The sequence below is a fragment of the Methylomicrobium lacus genome, assembly GCF_041897535.1.
In the GTDB taxonomy this organism is placed as follows: Bacteria; Pseudomonadota; Gammaproteobacteria; order Methylococcales; family Methylomonadaceae; genus Methylomicrobium; species Methylomicrobium lacus_A.
Genome location: NZ_CP169217.1, coordinates 3,572,612 through 3,590,848, shown reverse-complemented (window position 1 = coordinate 3,590,848; position 18,237 = coordinate 3,572,612). Strand labels below are relative to the sequence as shown.

General features: G+C 58.8%; 19 protein-coding genes and 1 tRNA gene. 10 read left to right on the top strand and 10 right to left on the bottom strand.

Going from position 1 to position 18,237, the window contains the following annotated elements; translation table 11 throughout:
• The first annotated feature begins 10 nt into the window (after nucleotides 1-10).
• Both corA and ACEPPP_RS16175 read left to right on the top strand, forming a co-directional pair.
• Nucleotides 11-1,075: a magnesium/cobalt transporter CorA gene (corA, locus tag ACEPPP_RS16180; protein WP_374088395.1), complete on the top strand. Its 1,065-nt coding sequence runs from the start codon at nucleotides 11-13 to the stop codon at nucleotides 1,073-1,075.
• Nucleotides 1,076-1,242: 167 nt separating this feature from the next.
• Nucleotides 1,243-1,668, top strand: a complete 426-nt coding sequence (locus tag ACEPPP_RS16175; protein WP_374088394.1) for a hypothetical protein — start codon at nucleotides 1,243-1,245, stop codon at nucleotides 1,666-1,668.
• A gap of 51 nt (nucleotides 1,669-1,719) precedes the next feature.
• Here ACEPPP_RS16175 and ACEPPP_RS16170 read toward each other — a convergent pair whose 3' ends face one another.
• Nucleotides 1,720-3,318: an FAD-dependent oxidoreductase gene (locus ACEPPP_RS16170; RefSeq protein WP_374088393.1), complete on the bottom strand. Its 1,599-nt coding sequence runs from the start codon at nucleotides 3,316-3,318 to the stop codon at nucleotides 1,720-1,722.
• Between the two features lie 50 nt (nucleotides 3,319-3,368).
• On the bottom strand, nucleotides 3,369-4,103 hold the full coding sequence (locus ACEPPP_RS16165) for a ComF family protein (RefSeq protein ID WP_374088392.1): 735 nt from the start codon (nucleotides 4,101-4,103) through the stop codon (nucleotides 3,369-3,371).
• A gap of 24 nt (nucleotides 4,104-4,127) precedes the next feature.
• Here ACEPPP_RS16165 and bioB point away from each other — a divergent pair, with 24 nt between their 5' ends.
• The 6 genes from bioB to ACEPPP_RS16135 all read left to right on the top strand — a co-directional run bounded on the left by bioB (nucleotide 4,128) and on the right by ACEPPP_RS16135 (nucleotide 9,226).
• Nucleotides 4,128-5,129 (top strand): biotin synthase BioB, encoded by a 1,002-nt coding sequence (bioB, locus tag ACEPPP_RS16160; protein ID WP_374088391.1) that lies wholly within the window; start codon nucleotides 4,128-4,130, stop codon nucleotides 5,127-5,129.
• 249 nt (nucleotides 5,130-5,378) lie between these two features.
• Nucleotides 5,379-6,545, top strand: a complete 1,167-nt coding sequence (gene bioF / locus ACEPPP_RS16155) for an 8-amino-7-oxononanoate synthase (protein ID WP_374088390.1) — start codon at nucleotides 5,379-5,381, stop codon at nucleotides 6,543-6,545.
• A gap of 38 nt (nucleotides 6,546-6,583) precedes the next feature.
• The gene (gene bioH, locus ACEPPP_RS16150) at nucleotides 6,584-7,375 is read left to right on the top strand and encodes a pimeloyl-ACP methyl ester esterase BioH (RefSeq protein WP_374088389.1); all 792 of its coding nucleotides are present in this window, start codon (nucleotides 6,584-6,586) and stop codon (nucleotides 7,373-7,375) included.
• A complete protein-coding gene (gene bioC, locus ACEPPP_RS16145) occupies nucleotides 7,372-8,178 on the top strand; it encodes a malonyl-ACP O-methyltransferase BioC (protein ID WP_374088388.1) in 807 nt (268 codons plus the stop codon). Before bioH ends, bioC begins: the two co-directional genes overlap by 4 nt.
• A gap of 4 nt (nucleotides 8,179-8,182) precedes the next feature.
• On the top strand, nucleotides 8,183-8,851 hold the full coding sequence (gene bioD, locus ACEPPP_RS16140) for a dethiobiotin synthase (protein WP_374088387.1): 669 nt from the start codon (nucleotides 8,183-8,185) through the stop codon (nucleotides 8,849-8,851).
• A gap of 75 nt (nucleotides 8,852-8,926) precedes the next feature.
• Nucleotides 8,927-9,226 (top strand): hypothetical protein, encoded by a 300-nt coding sequence (locus ACEPPP_RS16135; protein ID WP_374088386.1) that lies wholly within the window; start codon nucleotides 8,927-8,929, stop codon nucleotides 9,224-9,226.
• Between the two features lie 15 nt (nucleotides 9,227-9,241).
• Here the strand turns inward: ACEPPP_RS16135 and ACEPPP_RS16130 are convergent, their stop codons facing one another.
• Both ACEPPP_RS16130 and ACEPPP_RS16125 read right to left on the bottom strand, forming a co-directional pair.
• Complete coding sequence (locus tag ACEPPP_RS16130; protein ID WP_374088385.1) at nucleotides 9,242-10,078, bottom strand: NAD-dependent epimerase/dehydratase family protein; 837 nt, start codon at nucleotides 10,076-10,078, stop codon at nucleotides 9,242-9,244.
• 2 nt (nucleotides 10,079-10,080) lie between these two features.
• Nucleotides 10,081-11,022, bottom strand: coding sequence for a YbgA family protein (locus tag ACEPPP_RS16125; RefSeq protein ID WP_374088384.1), 942 nt, complete (start codon nucleotides 11,020-11,022; stop codon nucleotides 10,081-10,083).
• A gap of 206 nt (nucleotides 11,023-11,228) precedes the next feature.
• On the opposite strand from ACEPPP_RS16125, the gene ACEPPP_RS16120 reads away from it, so the two are divergent.
• Nucleotides 11,229-11,630 (top strand): DUF1499 domain-containing protein, encoded by a 402-nt coding sequence (locus ACEPPP_RS16120; protein ID WP_374088383.1) that lies wholly within the window; start codon nucleotides 11,229-11,231, stop codon nucleotides 11,628-11,630.
• A 12-nt stretch (nucleotides 11,631-11,642) separates the two neighbouring features.
• Nucleotides 11,643-13,040: a deoxyribodipyrimidine photo-lyase gene (locus ACEPPP_RS16115; protein WP_374088382.1), complete on the top strand. Its 1,398-nt coding sequence runs from the start codon at nucleotides 11,643-11,645 to the stop codon at nucleotides 13,038-13,040.
• Here the strand turns inward: ACEPPP_RS16115 and ACEPPP_RS16110 are convergent.
• The 6 genes from ACEPPP_RS16110 to ACEPPP_RS16085 all read right to left on the bottom strand — a co-directional run bounded on the left by ACEPPP_RS16110 (nucleotide 12,990) and on the right by ACEPPP_RS16085 (nucleotide 18,228).
• Nucleotides 12,990-13,847: a type II CAAX prenyl endopeptidase Rce1 family protein gene (locus ACEPPP_RS16110; RefSeq protein ID WP_374088381.1), complete on the bottom strand. Its 858-nt coding sequence runs from the start codon at nucleotides 13,845-13,847 to the stop codon at nucleotides 12,990-12,992. The genes ACEPPP_RS16115 and ACEPPP_RS16110 overlap by 51 nt on opposite strands.
• Before the next feature lie 14 nt (nucleotides 13,848-13,861).
• On the bottom strand, nucleotides 13,862-14,608 hold the full coding sequence (locus ACEPPP_RS16105; RefSeq protein WP_374088380.1) for a 16S rRNA (uracil(1498)-N(3))-methyltransferase: 747 nt from the start codon (nucleotides 14,606-14,608) through the stop codon (nucleotides 13,862-13,864).
• A gap of 75 nt (nucleotides 14,609-14,683) precedes the next feature.
• Complete coding sequence (gene metF / locus ACEPPP_RS16100; RefSeq protein ID WP_374088379.1) at nucleotides 14,684-15,535, bottom strand: methylenetetrahydrofolate reductase [NAD(P)H]; 852 nt, start codon at nucleotides 15,533-15,535, stop codon at nucleotides 14,684-14,686.
• A gap of 69 nt (nucleotides 15,536-15,604) precedes the next feature.
• Nucleotides 15,605-16,894, bottom strand: coding sequence for an adenosylhomocysteinase (gene ahcY, locus ACEPPP_RS16095; protein WP_374088378.1), 1,290 nt, complete (start codon nucleotides 16,892-16,894; stop codon nucleotides 15,605-15,607).
• Between the two features lie 25 nt (nucleotides 16,895-16,919).
• Entirely contained in the window at nucleotides 16,920-18,080 is a 1,161-nt protein-coding gene (metK, locus tag ACEPPP_RS16090; RefSeq protein WP_374088377.1) for a methionine adenosyltransferase, read from the bottom strand.
• 71 nt (nucleotides 18,081-18,151) lie between these two features.
• Nucleotides 18,152-18,228, bottom strand: a tRNA-Ile gene (locus ACEPPP_RS16085).
• Nucleotides 18,229-18,237 lie beyond the last annotated feature (9 nt).

Genomic DNA, 18,237 nt, shown 5'->3' with positions numbered 1-18,237 from the left:
CGCTGCCGACATGATTGAATCGCTCAGTTACGCCTCCGAAAAAGCCGGCATGGAGCCGGGCTCGCTCGTGCATGTCGGCGATGTGCACGATCACGTCTCAAGCATCACGGTGATCAATTACAACGGCTCGCTGCTCGAAAAGCGCACCCTCGCCTCGGTCGACGAGATACCGCCTTACGACACCCCCGAAACGGTCACCTGGGTGATCGTGAACGGTCTCGAAAATGTCTCGGTGATCGAGGCGATCGGACGGCATTTCAACATTCACGCGCTGGTGCTCGAAGACATTCTGAATACGCATCAGCGGCCCAAATTCGAGGAATTCGAGAATTATCTGTACATCGTGTTCAAGGCGATCGCGTTGCAGAACGGCGATGCCTCGGTCGAATACGAACAAATCAGCCTGCTGCTGTTGAACAACATCGTGTTCACCTTCAAGGAAAAACCCGACGACATTCTGGACCCGATCATCAACCGGCTGAACGTCCCGCAAAGCCATATTCGCAGCCAGGGCGGCGACTACCTCGCCTACGTGATCATGGATACGGTGATCGACGAATATTTCGCCTTGCAGGACACCTTCGACGAATTGATCGAAACGGTCGAAGACGAATTGTTGACCAACCCGACCCACCGCACGATGACGGCTATACAGAAGATCAAACGCGAACTGATTTTTTTACGCCGCTCGATCTCGCCGCTGCGGGAAATGCTGGCCGCGATCCATCGCAGCGAATCGCCGCTTCTAAACGAGCGCACTCAACATTATTTCACCGATGTCTACGATCACACGATACGCATCATCGAAGCGCTGGAATCCTACCGCGACCTGATTTCCGGCATGCTGGACATCTACCTGTCCAGCATCAGCAACAAAATGAACGAAACGATGAAGGTGTTGACCGTGTTCTCGACGCTATTCATCCCGCTGACCTTCATCGCCGGGGTGTACGGCATGAATTTCGACTACATGCCCGAGCTGAGATGGAAATGGGGTTATCCGCTGTTATGGGTGATTTTCATCGTGATATCGGGTTTCCTGCTGATGTTCTTCAGGAAACGCAAGTGGCTTTAACCTCGTTCCTGCGCGCCGCGTAGGAATGCCGTTCGCACCGCGCCTGCGGTGCGAACTGTTGAGGATGACTAGAAATCCAAAACCGATGCTTTTGTCGCAAGGCTTGATGAGGCCTTTTATCCCGCCCATCCTTGCTGGTTTAACAATGGTATAAAAGTTGCGCGCCCATGAAATTAGTCAACCTATTTTTCGAATCAATGCATATGCAACCCGGGGATCAACAACGATATGTGATATCTGAGTTTTCAAAACGGGTAGAGGATAGCGGCTTGAAACTTTGGAAGCCAGGTGATCCAATACAAAATCGAGGAAAAAGATTTTTAGTCAGTGTTGCAGAATTTAGTCGAGAGGATCTTGAATTGCTGGATGCACTTTCTGAATTGTCTGATAGAAGTCAGCTTGACATATTTATGCTGAGTAAATGTAAATCTCAATCTGACATTGAACTTTATGTTCCTGATGTGGGGCCGGTTTATCAGTCTCCAGTTGTTGGGATTTGGGAGGACGGGGTTCTCGTAGCAAAGGCATCTGGCTGGCAAGCTAAGCAAATTTTAACAAAAGAGATCAACGCGATAAGGCTTGCTAACTTATAGGATGCTGCCCATTAGATCGATTGGTTTCGGCTAGCGCCTCTACCCATCCGTTTAGCTGCCTCCTAAACTGTAGGCTTGCAAAACACGCCGGCACTCCGACTCGATCTTTTCCTGACTCCAGCCCAATTCGGGCGCGACCATCCCCGCAATCCGCCGCAGATCTTCCGGCTTCAGCTTCGCCAGAATCAGCAAAGGCAGCCGGCGCCGCAGCAAATCATCGAGATGCACGATCATTTCGCTGCGCGCGCAAAACAAGAGATCGGTCACGATAAAGGGCGCCTCCGGCACGATCCGACTCGCCGAATCGGGATGACTTTCGCATAACGCTAAGACATCCGTGACGCGGCTGCCGTGGCGAAAAAGCAGCCAATACGCGCTTTCCTTGTCTATCCCCAACGCCAGGGCGCGCCGGGTCATCGCTTCAGACCAGGCCGGAACATCGCCCCCCGGCGACCACGGCAGCGGCTTGCCGAAGGTTCCGCATGCCTGCCGCACGCCAAGATTCTCGCAGAGTTTATCCACGATATGCGCCGCATCGCTTCTGGCCGAGGTCAGCTTACCGCCGATCGAGGTCAACAGGCCATTGCCCGAGGCATGCAATTCCCAGTCGCGGCTGACCGCGGACGGGGAAGACCGATCGCTTTGCTTCAACACACGCAGCCCCGCGAAACTGCCGATGATGTCTTCCCGAGTCCAGCTCACGTTCCCGGCGACACCGTTCACCTCACTCAGCAAATAATCGATGTCCTTATTTTCCACCCTCACCGCATCGAGATCGCCGTCATAATCGGTATCGGTCGTGCCGACCAAGGTCCTGCCGTACCAGGGAATCATGAAAAACACCCGGCCGTCGGCCTTCGCGGTCAGCAGTAAAGCCTCCCCGTCCAGGATGTTCGGCAGAATCAGATGCACGCCCTTGCTCAGGCGGTAATTGCGCTTACCGTGCTGCAACAGGCCGGCCCATTGCCCGGCCGTATTCACGAACTGTTCCGCCTGCACCGCAACGCTTTCACCGGTGAGTTGATCGGTCACTAACGCCGCGGAAAGCTTGTCGTTCCGCTCGATAAATTCAGCCACCCTGCAATAGTTCAGGCAGACCGCGCCGGCGCTTTCGGCACCTGCGACCAGTTCCAGCACCAGGCGCGCATCGTCGGTTTGCGCATCGAGATAGGTAAAGCCGGCTTTCAGACCTGCGGTTCGCAAGAACGGAAAGCGCGCAGAAAATTCACTGTTATCGTAACGCTTAAAACCTTGTTCATCATTGATCGAGCCAGCCAGTCCGTCATACAGGGTCAAGCCGACAGCCAGCCGGAAACTGCCGAGCCGGCTATCCCGGTAAACAGGCACGCCGAAGCGCAAGGGCCGCACCCGATGCGGCGCCGCCGCCAGCAGCATCTGCCGTTCGGCCAGCGTTTTGCGCACCAGCTTGAAATCGAAATTTTCGAGATAGCGAAGGCCCCCGTGCACCAGCTTGCTCGATGCGCTCGATGTCGCATTCGCGAAGTCGCCCCGGTCGACCAGCGCGACCTTGAGGCCGCGCAAGGCCGCATCATAAGCGGTCCAGGCGCCGTAGATGCCGCCGCCGCAAATCAGCACATCGAAAGTCCGATCATTCAAACGGGAAAAATCGCGCCGCATCATTTGGCTCATGTCCTCTACGTAAATTGCGTGGTTTTGCTCATCATAATACAGATGCCGAATCAGGCGCGTGCGCAAACCCAGACATCGACCCGCTCGACACCCTGATTTTTGAGCAGCACCGCCATCTCATGAACGGTCGACCCGGTGGTCATCACATCGTCGAGAATAGCGACATGAGGGCATGGAACCGGCCTGACCAGCTCGAACGCATTCTTGATGTTCCGCCGCCGCTGCTTGGAGGTCAGTCCGGATTGATGCGGCGTATCGCGCCGCCGACGGCAGCTGGTCAAATCGAGCGGAATCCCGGTTTCGGCGGCGACATTCCTTCCGATTTCGATCGCCTGATTGAAGCCGCGCTCGCGGTAGCGCGCCTTGTGCAAAGGCACCGGCATCAGGCAATCGGGCCTCTGTGCATTTTGACCGACGTGCTCGGTCAGCAATTGGGCGAGCAAACGCGCATTGGCATGGCGGGCGCTGAATTTCAAGCCGGTGATCAGATAACGGATGCCGTCCTGATACAGGAAAGGCGCATGGACTTTATCGAAAGCGGGCGGACGGCCGATGCAGCGTCCGCAGGACCGATCGGCCTCGGCAGCGACGGCGTCCATCGGATTTGCGCAGCACGGGCAGCAGCACGCATTGGCCGGCAATTGCAGCCGGCAGTGCGAACACAGATCGCGCCCCGCCTGTCCCGGATTCCCGCACAGGATACAGGTTGGCGGAAACAGCAGTTGCTGTATAATATCGAGCCAGTTGTTCACCATTTTTGCCCGAATGGGTTGATCAGTTTTCAATTTACCACCCCGGAGATCTCTCGCATGACCGCCCATCCAGCCGCCAGCGCCCTCGAAGCCGCCGCGCCGATCCGCCATGACTGGCAACTCGACGAAGTGCGGGCACTGTTCGCCCTGCCTTTCAACGACCTGATCTTCAAGGCGCAATGCGCGCACCGGGCCTATTTCGATCCGAACGAAGTGCAGGTCAGCAGCCTCCTCAGCATCAAGACCGGCTCCTGCTCGGAAGATTGCGGCTATTGTCCGCAGAGCGCCCGCTACGACACCGGCCTGAAACCGGAGGCATTGATGCCGGTCGAGGACGTGCTGAAAGCCGCCGAGCGGGCCAAGGCCGAAGGCGCCAGCCGTTTCTGCATGGGCGCGGCCTGGCGCAAACCGAAGGACAAGGATATTGAGAGAGTAGTCGAAATGGTGCAGGGCGTCAAAGCGCTGGGCATGGAAACCTGCGTGACCCTCGGCATGCTGACCGACGAACAGACCGCGCGCCTGAAGGAAGGCGGTCTTGATTATTACAATCACAATCTGGATACCTCCGAAGAGTATTATTCCGAAGTGATCACGACCCGGACTTATCAGGACCGCCTCGATACGCTCGCGCGCGTTCGCGACGCCGGCATCAACGTCTGCTGCGGCGGCATCGTCGGCATGGGCGAGGGCGACGGCGACCGCGCCAAGCTGTTGCTCGAACTGGCCAACCTGCCCGCGCACCCCGAGAGCGTGCCGATCAACATGCTGGTGCAGGTCGAAGGCACGCCGTTGATGGGCACCGAAGCGCTGGACCCGTTCGTGTTTATCCGGACCATCGCGGTCGCCCGGATCATGATGCCGAAATCGCGGGTGCGCCTGTCCGCGGGCCGCACCAGCATGAGCGACGAGATGCAGGCTTTGTGCTTCCTGGCCGGCGCCAATTCGATCTTCTACGGCGAAAAACTCCTGACCACCGACAACCCGATGACGAACCACGACAAGGCCTTGTTCGACCGGCTTGGCGTGCGTATGGGCGGATCGAGCTACGCGCAGCAATAATATCGCATCGTTCCCACGCTCCGCGAGGGAATGCCGTCTGCACCGCTCCGGCGGTGCGTGACACAGAGCGTATTACGGCCGGACGGGATATTCATCCCGTCCGTAACGTTTGAGGCATGGGCACGCCTGATGAATTGCGCCCATGAGCGCTTCGAAAAGTTTGGGCCGGGGTTGCAAACCCCGTCCCGCTCAGAAGCCTCTCAAGCACGCCCCCGTTACCGAAAAACGCCAGCCTAGCCTGATTTTCCGATGAACACTTTTCAGACCGATGCCGAAAACACGCTCGAAGCCGTCGCCGCGCAGGGCCTGTACCGCAAACGGCGGATCATCGCCTCCCCGCAGGGCGTGCATCTGACGGCCGACGGCCGCGAGCTGATCAATTTTTGCAGCAACGATTATCTCGGCCTCGCGAATCATCCAGACGTGATCCGCGCGTTCAAGAACGCCGCAGGCCAATACGGCGTCGGCAGCGGCTCGGCGCATCTGGTCTGCGGCCATAGCGCCGCGCATCACGCACTCGAAGAGGAACTGGCCGAGTTTTGCGGCCGCGAACGGGCGCTGTTGTTTTCGACCGGCTACATGGCGAACCTCGGCGCGATTTCCGCGCTGGTCGGCAGCGGCGATACGGTGATCGAAGACCGGCTGAACCATGCCTCGCTGATCGACGGAGGCCTGTTGTCCGGCGCACGCTTCAAACGCTATCGGCATGCCGATCTCGAACATCTCACGAACACGCTCGCTGAAGCAAGCGGCAAAAAACTGATCGTGACCGACGGCGTCTTCAGCATGGACGGCGATCTGGCTCCGCTGCCGGCCATCGCGAGGCTCGCGCAAGCACAAGATGCCTGGCTGCTGGTCGACGACGCGCACGGCCTCGGCGTGCTCGGCGAAAAGGGCGGCGGCGTGCTCGAACATTACGGATTGGATCAAGGCGACGTGCCGGTCTTGGTCGGCACGCTCGGCAAGGCTTTCGGCACCTTCGGCGCCTTCGTGGCCGGCTCCGATGCCCTGATCGAGCTGATGATCCAGAAGGCGCGCACCTATATCTACACGACCGCGCTGCCGCCCGCGGTGGCGGAAGCCACGCGCGCGAGCTTGAGAATTGTCCGCGCCGAAAGCTGGCGGCGGGACAAATTGAAGCGATTGACCGCACGCTTCCGGCAAGGCGCCGAGCAAATAGGCCTCGAACTGATGCCGTCGCCCTCGCCGATCCAGCCGATTCTGCTCGGCGACAGCCGGAAAGCCAGCGCGCTCAGCGAAGCCTTGCTGGATGCCGGCATTCTGGTCGGCGCGATCCGGCCGCCGACCGTGCCGCAAGGCAGCGCGCGGCTCAGGGTGACTCTTTCGGCCGCGCACGAAGAAGCGCAGGTCGACAGATTGCTGAATGAACTGGACAGACTCAAAAGCTTGGCATGATTCCCCTATTGAGCGGGCACCGACACTGAAATGCTTTGATGACACACATTCATACCGAAACCTACGGCCACGGCAAACCGATCGTGATGCTGCACGGCTGGGGCATGCACACGGGCATCTGGCGGCCCTTCGCGGAAGCGCTGGCCAAAGACTACCGCGTCACCTGCATCGACCTGCCGGGACACGGGCGCAGCGGCAGGCTTGCCGCTTTCGATCTGGAGCATCTGGGGCCCGCGCTGCTGGCCGCGGCCGGCGACGCACCGGCCTGCTGGCTGGGCTGGTCGCTCGGCGCGACGATTGCGCTCGACATCGCCTCCCGCTTTCCTGATCACGTGGAGCGCCTGATCCTCTTGGCCGGCAACCCACGCTTCATCCGCACCCATGATGCGGCCGATGATCCCGACCATTGGCCGGGCGTCTCGCCCCGCGTCCTGGACGCCTTTTCCGGCCAGTTGACCGAAGATGCCCAGCAGACGCTGCTGCGCTTCCTGGCGCTGCAAGTCCATAGCCTACCCGATACGAAAGCCCTGTTGAAGACATTGAAAACGGCCATTTTCGAATGCGATCCGCCCGACAATGCGGCGTTGCAGCAAGGCCTGCACATCCTGAAAGAAGCCGACTTGCGCCCGGCATTGGCGGCGTTCGACCGGCCCGTCTCGGCGATTCTGGGCGGCAGGGATACGCTCATTCCGCATGCGGTCGGCGCGCAGTTGCAGCACCTGCAACCGGACCTGCAATTGCACCTGATCGATAAAGCCGGGCATGTGCCCTTCCTGAGCCATCAGGACCAACTGATCGAGATCATTGCAGGCTTCATGGAGTCCAAATGAACGCGGCGCTGCTCGACAAACCCCGGATCAGGCAATCCTTCGCCGCCGCCTCGGCGACCTATGATCAAGCCGCCGCGCTGCAACGGCACAGCGCGAACGATTTGATGCGAGAGGCCGAGAATGAAGCCATTCGGGGCTGCGTGCTCGACCTCGGCTGCGGCACCGGCAATCTGGCCGAGCTGTTGTTAGCCGCCGATCATCAACCCGATAGCGTGATAGCACTGGATGTTGCAGCGACGATGCTCGAAGCCGCGCGTTGCAAGCTGAACCGAAAAGACGGCGCGCAGCCTGCGCTGCATTATGTCTGCGCCGACGCCGAACGGCTGCCGTTCGTGGCCCACAGCCTGGACGGCGTCTATTCGAATCTGGCCCTGCAATGGTGCGAGCGGCTGGAGTCTGTGCTCGCCGATTTGAAGCGGGTGCTGAAGCCCGGCAGCCCGCTCCTCTTCGCGACCTTCGGCCCCAGGACCCTGCAAGAACTCAAAAGCGCCTGGTCGGAGGTCGACGAGCTGCCGCATGTGAACGCCTTTCACGGCGAACAGGAACTGATGCGCTTCCTGCGGGCGGCAGGCTTCAGCGCCTGCCGGATTCGGCAAACCCTGCATACGCCGCGCTATGCGTCGGTCATCGAACTGATGCGCGAACTGAAACGGATCGGCGCGCATAACGTGCACCTAGACCGCCCGAAAACCCTGACCGGCAAGGCTCGGATGCAGGCGATGTATCGCGCTTACGAGCGCCATCGCAGCGAAGGGACGATTCCGGCCACCTTCGAAATATTGAACGTTTCCGCAAGAGCCTGACCGCATGCAACAAGGCTATTTGATCACCGGTACCGACACCAACGCCGGTAAAACCTGGGCGACATTGGCGTTGATGCAGGCCTTCAAGAGGCAAGGCAAAACGGTCGTCGGCATGAAACCGGTCGCATCGGGCTGCCGAATTGAAGGCGGCAAACTCAAAAACGAAGACGCCCTGCTGCTGCAGGCCCATGCGAGCATCTCCGTCGATTACGAGCTGATCAATCCCTATGCCTACGAACGACCGATCTCGCCGCATCTGGCCGGCAAGGACAACCCGGTCGATTTGGCGCTACTGAAGTCACGCTTCTTGCAATTGCAAGCGCTGGCCGACATCGTCTTGGTCGAAGGCGCCGGCGGCTGGTATGCGCCGATCAATGCGCGGGAAGACATCAGCGACCTCGCGCTGGCCTTCGGGCTACCGGTGATCCTGGCGGTCGCGGTCAAACTCGGTTGTATCAATCACGCCAAATTGACCGCACAGGCGATCGCCTCGAAAGGGCTCCGATTTGCCGGCTGGATCGCGGTCTGTAACGACCCGGACATGGTTTGCGCGGAAGACAATGTCTCGACGATCCAAAGCGCGCTGGATGCGCCTTTGCTCGGCGTCATCCCTTATCAGCCATCCGCCGACTTAAACGCCCTGCACCGTTTTATCAACCTGGATGCGCTTTAGGCCCGCCAATGCGGCGGATTCGTTTTTGCTAACCCTTCAAGGCCTCGCTCAACTCGAAAAACAGCAGTCGACTCCATGAAAAAACAAATCACTCACATTTCTTATCATCAGACCGGCAAGATGATGGCGGCGCTGTTCGCCGCGTCGATTACCCTATTTTTCATCGTGCTGGTGCTTATTTTGTTCCTATCGCACCCGGAAAGATTTAGCGAAGGCAGTCAGTTATTGCTGCGTCTAGCAGTCGCCGTGTCGGTCATGCCGGTGGTCAGCGGTTTGTTCGGCTATGTCTTCACGCTGCTGGTCTGTTTTTTATACAATCAAATCGCCAGATGGGTCGGCGGGATCGAATTCACCGTCGGCGAAAGCAAAGAGTAATGACGCGATTCGGGCTCAATCCTGCGCCGGCTTGACCCAGCGATAACCCTCCTTGTAACCCGGATAGCGGAAGCGGTAGCCCAACGCTTTCAAGCGGGCATTATCGCAGCGCTTGTTCATCGATGCGTCATCGCCGACGGGTTTGATAACCGGCGGCGGACAGTGCTGGCGTTCGGCCAGCCAGGAGACGACCTCCCACATCGGCGCGGGGTCGTCGTCGCTGGCCAGATAACAGCTCTCCACCGGCATTCCTGCCAAGCGGCGGGAGCACAAAAATTCCAATACGCCGACGCAATCGTCCTGGTGAATCCGGTTCGTGTAGTAAGGCGGTGTTTGCTGGATTGCTGGAGTCGCCGCCGCCAATCGGACCAGATGTTCGCGGCCCGGCCCGTAAATGCCGGAAAAGCGCACGACGATATTGGCCGGATTCGCCGCCAGCACCTGCTTTTCCGCCTGCCGGATCAGCCGGCTGTTCAGATCATCCGGTTCCGCAGCGGATGTTTCATCGACCCACTCGCCGCGCCACTGCGCGTAAACGCTGGTCGATGAGACGAATAGCATCGGCACGCCGGAAAATCGCTCCAGCACGTTGTTCAAGCCGGTTTGGTAGACCGCGCGGTAGCTTTGCTCGTTGCGGCCGTCGGCCGAGACGATGAAAAACACCTGGTCGAAATCGGCTTCCAGCTTTGCCAAGGTTGCAGCCTCGGCAATATCCGCCGCCAAATAATGGATTTCATCGTCAACCGCCGGCGGCTGCCGTTTCAGGCCGGTCACACGATGGCCCTGCCCGGCCAGCTGACGGCCCAGCGCAGCGCCGATGCCGCCGCAGCCTATGATTAAAATTTTGGCCATCGTCATAACGCGTTGATCAGCCGCAATTCCTGCGGATAAGGCGACATATAGTAGGACTCCTCGATGTAAGGGTCGGGGGCTTTGCGGAAATGGTGCTTCAGCAAGGTCAGCGGCACGATCAGCGGAATTTCGCCGTGCCGGTAGCGCTCGATCACCTCGACCATTTCGGCCTTGTCGTCCGCGCTCAGTTCCTTTTTCAGATATCCCTGGATATGCTGCAAGACATTCACATGCTGGCTGCGGGTCGGCACATGCTTCAGCATTTTCATCAGCCGGGCGATATAGCGTTCGGCGACTTCGGCCAGGTTCTCCTGGCCCAGGTCGGCCAGCATTTGCCCGAGTTCGCGGTAATCGCCGTGGCTCATGATGATCAATTTGTGGCGGGCATGGAAACGGGTCAGGCTTGGCGCGCTGATGCCTTCGGCGACCAGCTTCTTCCAGCGGTAAAATACATAGACGCGCTGAATGAAATTTTCGCGCAATCCCGGATCGCCGAGCCTGCCCTCCTCCTCGACCGGCAGCAAGGGATTCAACCGCATCATCGCCTCGGCGAAAATGCCGACGCCTTCCGGCCGCGGCGGCTGGGCTCCTCCGGTATAAACCTTCACCCGCTCCATGCCGCAGCTCGGCGAGCCTTTTTTCAGGATATAGCCGCATAACTCGGCATACCGCTCTTTGAGCTGATCCGCATAATCTCGCAAGCGCTCGGTCACGTCGCGCTCAGGGTCCTTGACGCCGACGCAGCGGATCTTGCCTTCGATGTTTTCCAGATGCAGGGTCGGCCTCGGCACGCCGAGCCCGATCGCGACTTCCGGACAAAACGGATGAAACTCGAAATATTGGCCGAGCGTGCCGGTGATATACGAGTCGTGCTTGTGGCCGCCGTCGAAACGCACTTCCTGGCCGAGCAGACAACTGCTGATGCCGATAGGGATTTTGTTCATTGCGAGTACCGGTAATTTGCAAACGGGAATGGTTCGGTTACATTATGTTCAGGACATTATACGCGATGGAATTTCTTTGTCCGCTTACGCTACCATAGCCGCTCGAAAAGGCGATTTTTGGCAGCACCACAATTTCCCTCGCCGAGCGAATATAACGCCTGAACCTTATGCCACTCAAATTATTATTCTCTGTAGGATTGATCATCATGACACTAAGCATGCCAACCGAAGCGAAAGAAGCCGAAAAAACACTGCCTCCGTGTCCGAACAGCCCGAACTGCGTGTCGAGCCAGGCGGCGGACAGCGATCATTTTATCGCGCCGTTCAAGATCAAGGGCGGACCGGAGGACGCCTTTTCGGCGCTCAAAAAGGCGCTGAGCGAACAAAGCCGCACGGTGGTTACCGAAGCGACCGGCACGACGCTGCATGCGGAGGCGGCCAGCCTGATTTTCCGCTTCGTCGATGACGTTCACGCGATACTCGACGCCGACGCCGGCGTGATCCAGATCCGATCCGCATCGCGCGTCGGCTACAGCGACTTCGGCGTGAACCGCCGGCGGATCGAGGCCTTGCGCACGGCACTGCAACAGGCCGGCGTGATCGAATAGCCAAGCCGTTCGATGCCCCGCTACCGGATCTCGCTGTTCATTTTTCGGCGCGACCTTCGGCTTGAAGACAATTGCGGCCTGAACGCAGCGTTGCAGCTGTCAGAACGAGTGTTGCCCGGTTTCATCTTCGATCCCCGGCAAATCGAGCCACATCCCTACCGGAGCCTGCCGGGCCTCCGCTTCATGCGACAGGCGCTCGCCGACTTGCAGCGGCAATGCCTTGCCATAGGCGGCGAACTCGCCCTTTTCCATGGCGAGCCCTGTGGGGTGATTCGAGAGCTTTTCGCCAAACAGAAGATTGAAGCGGTATTCCTCAACCGAGACTACACGCCGTTCAGCCGCCGCCGCGACGATGAGATCGCAGAGACTTGCCGTGAACTCGGCATCGTCCTGCATGTGCTGCCGGATGTGCTGCTGAACGAACCCGAAGACGCCGTCAAAAGCCACGGCACGCCCTACAAGGTATTCACCGCCTTTTATCAAAAGGCGCGACAGATTCCGGTCGAGCTGCCGAGCGCCTTGGCCGGCTCGAACTTTATGAATCTCGATACCGGCGTAACGCTCGAACAATGCGTTTTACCTGAAGAGCAAACGCCGAATGTGATACCCGGCGGCCGCCGCGAAGCGCTGGCGCTGCTGAATCAACTCGGCCGGCTCGCCGATTATCAACAGTCGCGCGACGTCCCTGCGCGGGAAGCTACGAGCAAGCTGTCGGCCTATCTGAAATTCGGCTGCTGTTCGGTACGCGAAGCGTATTATGCGATCTTGACTCAATTGGGCGGCGAACATCCGCTGCTGCGCCAGTTATACTGGCGCGACTTTTTCACCCATATCGCCTATCATTTTCCATTCGTGTTCGGGCGGGCCTTTGTGCAGAAATTCGAAGCGGTCGAATGGGATGATCACCGCGACCGTTTCGAGGCCTGGCGTGAAGGCAGGACCGGTTTTCCGATCGTCGATGCCGGCATGCGCGAGCTGAATACGACCGGCTTCATGCACAACCGGGTCAGGATGATCGTCGCCTCGTTCCTGGTCAAGGATCTGCATATCGACTGGCGCCGGGGCGAACGCTATTTTGCCCGGCATCTGGTCGATTACGATCCCTGCGTGAACAACGGCAACTGGCAGTGGGCGGCCTCGACCGGCTGCGACGCCCAGCCTTATTTCAGGATATTCAACCCGTGGACCCAGCAGCAGAAATTCGACCCTGACTGCCGCTATATCAAGCGCTGGCTGCCTGAACTTCGTCAGTTTCCGACCGAAACGATTCACCGTTGGGATAAAAAACACAGAACCTGCGGCTACCCGGCGCCGATCGTCGACCATGCGCAAGAGAGCCGCAGCGCGAAGGCAAGGTTTCTAAAGGCCGCGAAAACGCCGATAAGCCCAATAAGCGAGCAGGACGAGTGACAACCAGCCGGCGACCAGCCAGCCGATCACGTTGTCGTAATGGCCGACCAGAAAACCGTAAGGGGATTTGAAATGGGTGAGGAACAAGGGTTTGCTGATTTTGATCTGCCAGACCCAGGCCGCGTGACAGCCGATGCACAGCCCCAGATTTGCGGGCGCGCGCGTCCTGATGATGCCTAAAATAATGCCGACCATCAGCAGGGACAGCCAGTCCGGCAAATAGAGCGGCATGAACAGGCTGCCGAAGGCTTCGGCGAGCAGCGTGAAGCCGCTCGCCAGGGTCGCCTGAGCGCTCGGAATCTCAGAGTGGCTGCGCAAGAAATGCAGCGAGGCGTAATAGAGCGCGCTGACCAGAATCGCAGTACAGAGCGGCATTTTTCTGCGCATCGAGCAAATCAGCAAGCCGCGAAACAGCGGCTCTTCGACCAACGAAATCAGCAAGGCCAACAGCAAAGCCAGGCCCATTTTCTGGGCGAGCAACAAGCCTGTCCAGTGCTTGGCCGGATCGAGGCTATGGATGCCCAGCTGATATTCGAGCCACAGCACCGGCAGCAGCGTCAGCAAACCGAACGCGAAGCCTTGCGGAATTTGCTTGAGTAATGTTTTCCCTGAGGCGAAACCCAAATCGGCTCGGTTGATCTTGAGCCAGCGCATCGCCGGAAAGATGCTCAGCACCAGGAAGATCAGCGTGGTCTTCGAGATGACTTTGGATAGGGTAAAGCGGTCGCCGACGATCTGGATCAGGAAATAGCCGAGCAGGCAGGACAGTACCGAAACCGCCAGCAATACCGCCAGCGGGACGAGCATATAAAGACCGCGCTTCAGCATCCTTTCGGACCGAGGCGGAAATCTCCCCACAGCATCTGCACCGCGGACAGGGCCGCCAGCGAGGCGGTTTCGGTGCGTAAGATCCTGCCGCCGAGCCGTACCGGAATGAAACCGGCGGCCTTCGCGGCCTCCCGCTCATGTTCGGCGAAGCCGCCTTCGGGGCCGGTCAACAGGGTCACCTTCATTTCTTCCGGCTGCAAGTCGGCCAGTGTGACTTCCGCATAAGGATCCAGGAACAGTTTCAACCCTTGCTGTTCGCCGACCCATTGATGCAGCCGGGTGATCGGCGACAACTCGGGCAGCACACTCCGGCCGCTCTGCTCGGCCGCATGCTGGATGATGCGCCGCCAGTGCGTAAAACGCTGGATGCGCTTGTCGCCCTTCAACTGCACCAGGCAGCGCTCGGTCTCGATCGGGGTCATTTGATTCACGCCGAGTTCGACGGCCTTCTGCACCGACAAGTCCATTCGGTCGCCGCGCGCCATGCCGAGACCGAGACAGATCGTCAGCGGCGATTCGACATCGCGCGGCTGCCGCTGTTCGAGCGCGACCGCCACCCGGCTCCGGCTGACTTCGAGCAGCACCGACAGATAATCGGCGCCCGAGCCGTCGAACAAGACGATCTTGTCGTCCTTCGCGAGCCGCAGCACGGTTCTGACATAGTGCGCGCTGTCATCGTCGAGTTCGATGTGCTGGCCGCAGTTTAACGCTTCGGAAACATAAAGTCGGGAGATTCGCATCGCAATCAGGGTGAGCTTGGCTACGGTTCGGCCGGTCAGGCGCGCCGCCCGATCAAGGGGCGGCCCGGATTATGGCTAAGGCCAGAATTTCAGATTTTCGAGAATCGCGAGCGTCGGCCCCGATTGATTCATCGTATAGAAATGCAGGCCGGGCGCGTCCTGCTCGAGCAGTTTCTGGCATAACTCGGTCACCACGTCCAGACCGAAAGCCTGGATCGAGGCGCGGTCGTCGCCGAGACACTCGAGGCGTTTCCGCAGCCAGCGCGGAATGTCCGCACCGCACATTTCCGAGAAACGGAACAGCTGCGCATACTGCGTGATCGGCATGATGCCCGGCACGATAGGAATATTGATGCCGTTTTGCTCGCAGCGGTCGCGGAAATAAAAATACGCTTCTGCGTTGTAAAAATATTGCGTGATTGCGGCGTTCGCGCCCGCATCGACCTTGCGCTTGAAATTCACGAAATCGACGTCTGCATTCAGCGCCTGCGGATGTACTTCCGGGTAGGCCGCGACATGAATTTCGAAGGTGTCGCCGGTTTCCTTGCGGATGAACTCGACCAGTTCGTTCGCGTAGCGAAATTCGCCGGCCGACAGCATGCCGGACGGCAAATCGCCTCTCAGCGCGACGATCTTGCTGATGCCCTTGGCCTGATAATCTTTCAGAATCGTGCGGATATTGTCTCTGGTCGAGGCGACGCAGGACAGATGCGGCGCGGCCGCGATACCCTTGGCCTGAATTTCGACGACCGTCTCGAAAGTCTTCTCGCGCGTCGAACCGCCCGCGCCGAAGGTGACCGAAAAAAAGCCCGGATTCAGCCGGGCGAGCTTTTCGTGAACGACCTTCAGGCTAGCCGCGCCCTCTTCGGTCTTCGGCGGGTAAAACTCAAAACTTAATACCTTCGGATGCGTATAGCGTGGTTTCATTCGATGCGCCTGGGCGAAGACGGGCTGCAGAAACTGCGGCGGCCCGTCCTACAGTGGAGAGAGAATGGATCAATAACGGTAATAGTCGCCTTTGTACGGACCTTCGACCGGTACATTGATGTAGCGGGCCTGTTCCTCGGTCAAGCGGGTCAGATGCACGCCGATCTGCGCCAGATGCAGGCTCGCGACTTTTTCATCGAGCTTCTTCGGCAACACGTAAACCTTGTTTTCGTATTGGTCGGCATGCTTCCACAGTTCGATCTGCGCCAACACCTGGTTGCAGAACGAATTGGACATCACGAAGCTCGGATGGCCGGTCGCGCAGCCGAGATTGACCAGGCGGCCTTCTGCCAGCACGATCAGGCGCTTGCCGTCCGGGAAGATCACATGATCGACCTGCGGCTTGATGTTTTCCCAAGTGTATTTACGCAGCGAAGCGATGTCGATTTCCGAATCGAAATGGCCGATGTTGCAGACGATCGCCTGATTCTTCATCGCCAACATGTGCGCGTGCGTGATTACGTTCACGTTGCCGGTCGCGGTCACGAAAATGTTCGCATGCGGCGCGGCTTCTTCCATCGTGACGACCCGGTAACCTTCCATCGCGGCCTGCAGGGCGCAGATCGGATCGATTTCGGTGATCCAGACCGTCGCGCCGAGACCGCGCAGCGATTGCGCGCAGCCCTTGCCGACATCGCCGTAACCGCAGACGACCGCGATCTTGCCCGCGACCATCACGTCGGTCGCACGCTTGATGCCGTCGACCAGCGACTCGCGGCAACCGTACAGATTGTCGAACTTGGATTTGGTGACCGAATCGTTCACGTTGAAGGCCGGCACTTTCAGGGTGCCTTTCGCGACCCGCTCGTGCAGACGCAGGACGCCGGTCGTGGTTTCCTCGGACAGGCCTTTGACGTTCACCATCAGCTCGGGATACTTCTCGTGCATCATCAAGGTCAGATCGCCGCCGTCGTCGAGAATCATGTTCGGACACCAGCCGTTCGGGCCTTCGATCGTCTGCTCGATGCACCAGTCGAATTCGGCTTCGGTCTCGCCTTTCCAGGCGAACACAGGAATGCCGGCCGCGGCGATCGCGGACGCGGCATGATCCTGCGTCGAAAAGATGTTGCAGGACGACCAGCGCACTTCGGCGCCGAGTGCGGTCAAGGTTTCGATCAGTACCGCGGTCTGGATCGTCATATGCAGACAACCGGCGATACGCGCGCCCTTCAGCGGTTGCTCGGCGCCGTACTCGGCGCGGAGCGCCATCAGGCCCGGCATTTCGGTTTCGGCGATAGCGATTTCCTTGCGGCCCCAATCCGCAAGTCCGATATCGGCGACTTTGTAATCTTGGCTCATGTCTCGCTCCGTTACCTTGTTGTGATTAAATGCCGGCCGCGTCGAGCAATGCCTCGACCTTGTCGGTTCTTTCCCAGGTGAAGGTGTCCTCGGTGCGTCCAAAATGGCCGTAAGCCGCGGTCGGCTGATAGATCGGCTTCAACAGATCCAGCATCGCGATCAGGCCCTTCGGTCTCAGATCGAAAATCGAGCGGACGATGTCGACCAGGCGGTCTTCGCTGATCTTGCCGGTGCCGAAGGTTTCGATCGTAATCGAAGTCGGCTCGGCGACGCCGATCGCATAAGACACCTGAATCTCGCAGCGCTCCGCGAGCCCCGCCGCGACGATGTTTTTCGCGACATAGCGCGCCATGTAGGCCGCCGAACGGTCAACCTTGGAAGGGTCCTTGCCGGAAAACGCGCCGCCGCCGTGACGCGCCATGCCGCCGTAACTGTCGACGATGATCTTGCGTCCGGTCAGGCCGCAGTCGCCGACCGGGCCGCCAATCACGAACTGGCCGGTCGGATTGATGAAAAATTTGGTATCCTTATGGATCCATTCCTTCGGCAACACCGGCAGGATGATTTCGTCCATCACCGCTTCATGCAAGGCATTGTTGCTAATTTCCGGCGAATGCTGGGTCGATAAGACCACCGCGTCGATCGCCACCGGCTTGTGATTTTCATAGCGGAAGGTGATCTGGCTTTTCGCGTCCGGACGCAGCCAAGGCAGCGTATTGTTCTTGCGCACTTCGGCCTGGCGCTTGACCAACAGATGCGAATACTGTATCGGCGCCGGCATCAGCACGTCGGTTTCGTTCGACGCATAGCCGAACATCAGGCCTTGATCGCCGGCGCCCTGTTCATGATTTTCGGCCTCATCGACACCCATCGCAATATCGGAGGACTGTTTGCCGATCGCATTCAGAACCGCGCAGCTATTGCCGTCGAAACCGATGTCGCCGTGATCATAGCCGATGTCGCAAACGGTCTTGCGCACCAAGGCTTCCAGATCGACCCAGGCGTTGGTCGTGATCTCGCCGGCGATGATCACCATCCCGGTTTTTACCATCGTCTCGCACGCGACGCGTGATCTGGGATCCTGCGCCAACAGCGCATCCAGTACCGCATCGGAAATTTGATCCGCGACCTTGTCTGGATGCCCTTCCGAAACCGATTCCGAGGTAAAAATGAAATTGTTGCTCATAGAAGTGCCTATTAAAAAATGATATGTAGCCTGATACGCAAAAAGGCTGCAAGGCAGCCTTTTTAATGATTTGGTGGGCCCTGTAGGACTTGAACCTACGACCTGCCGATTATGAGTCGGACGCTCTAACCAACTGAGCTAAGGGCCCGTGTCCGTT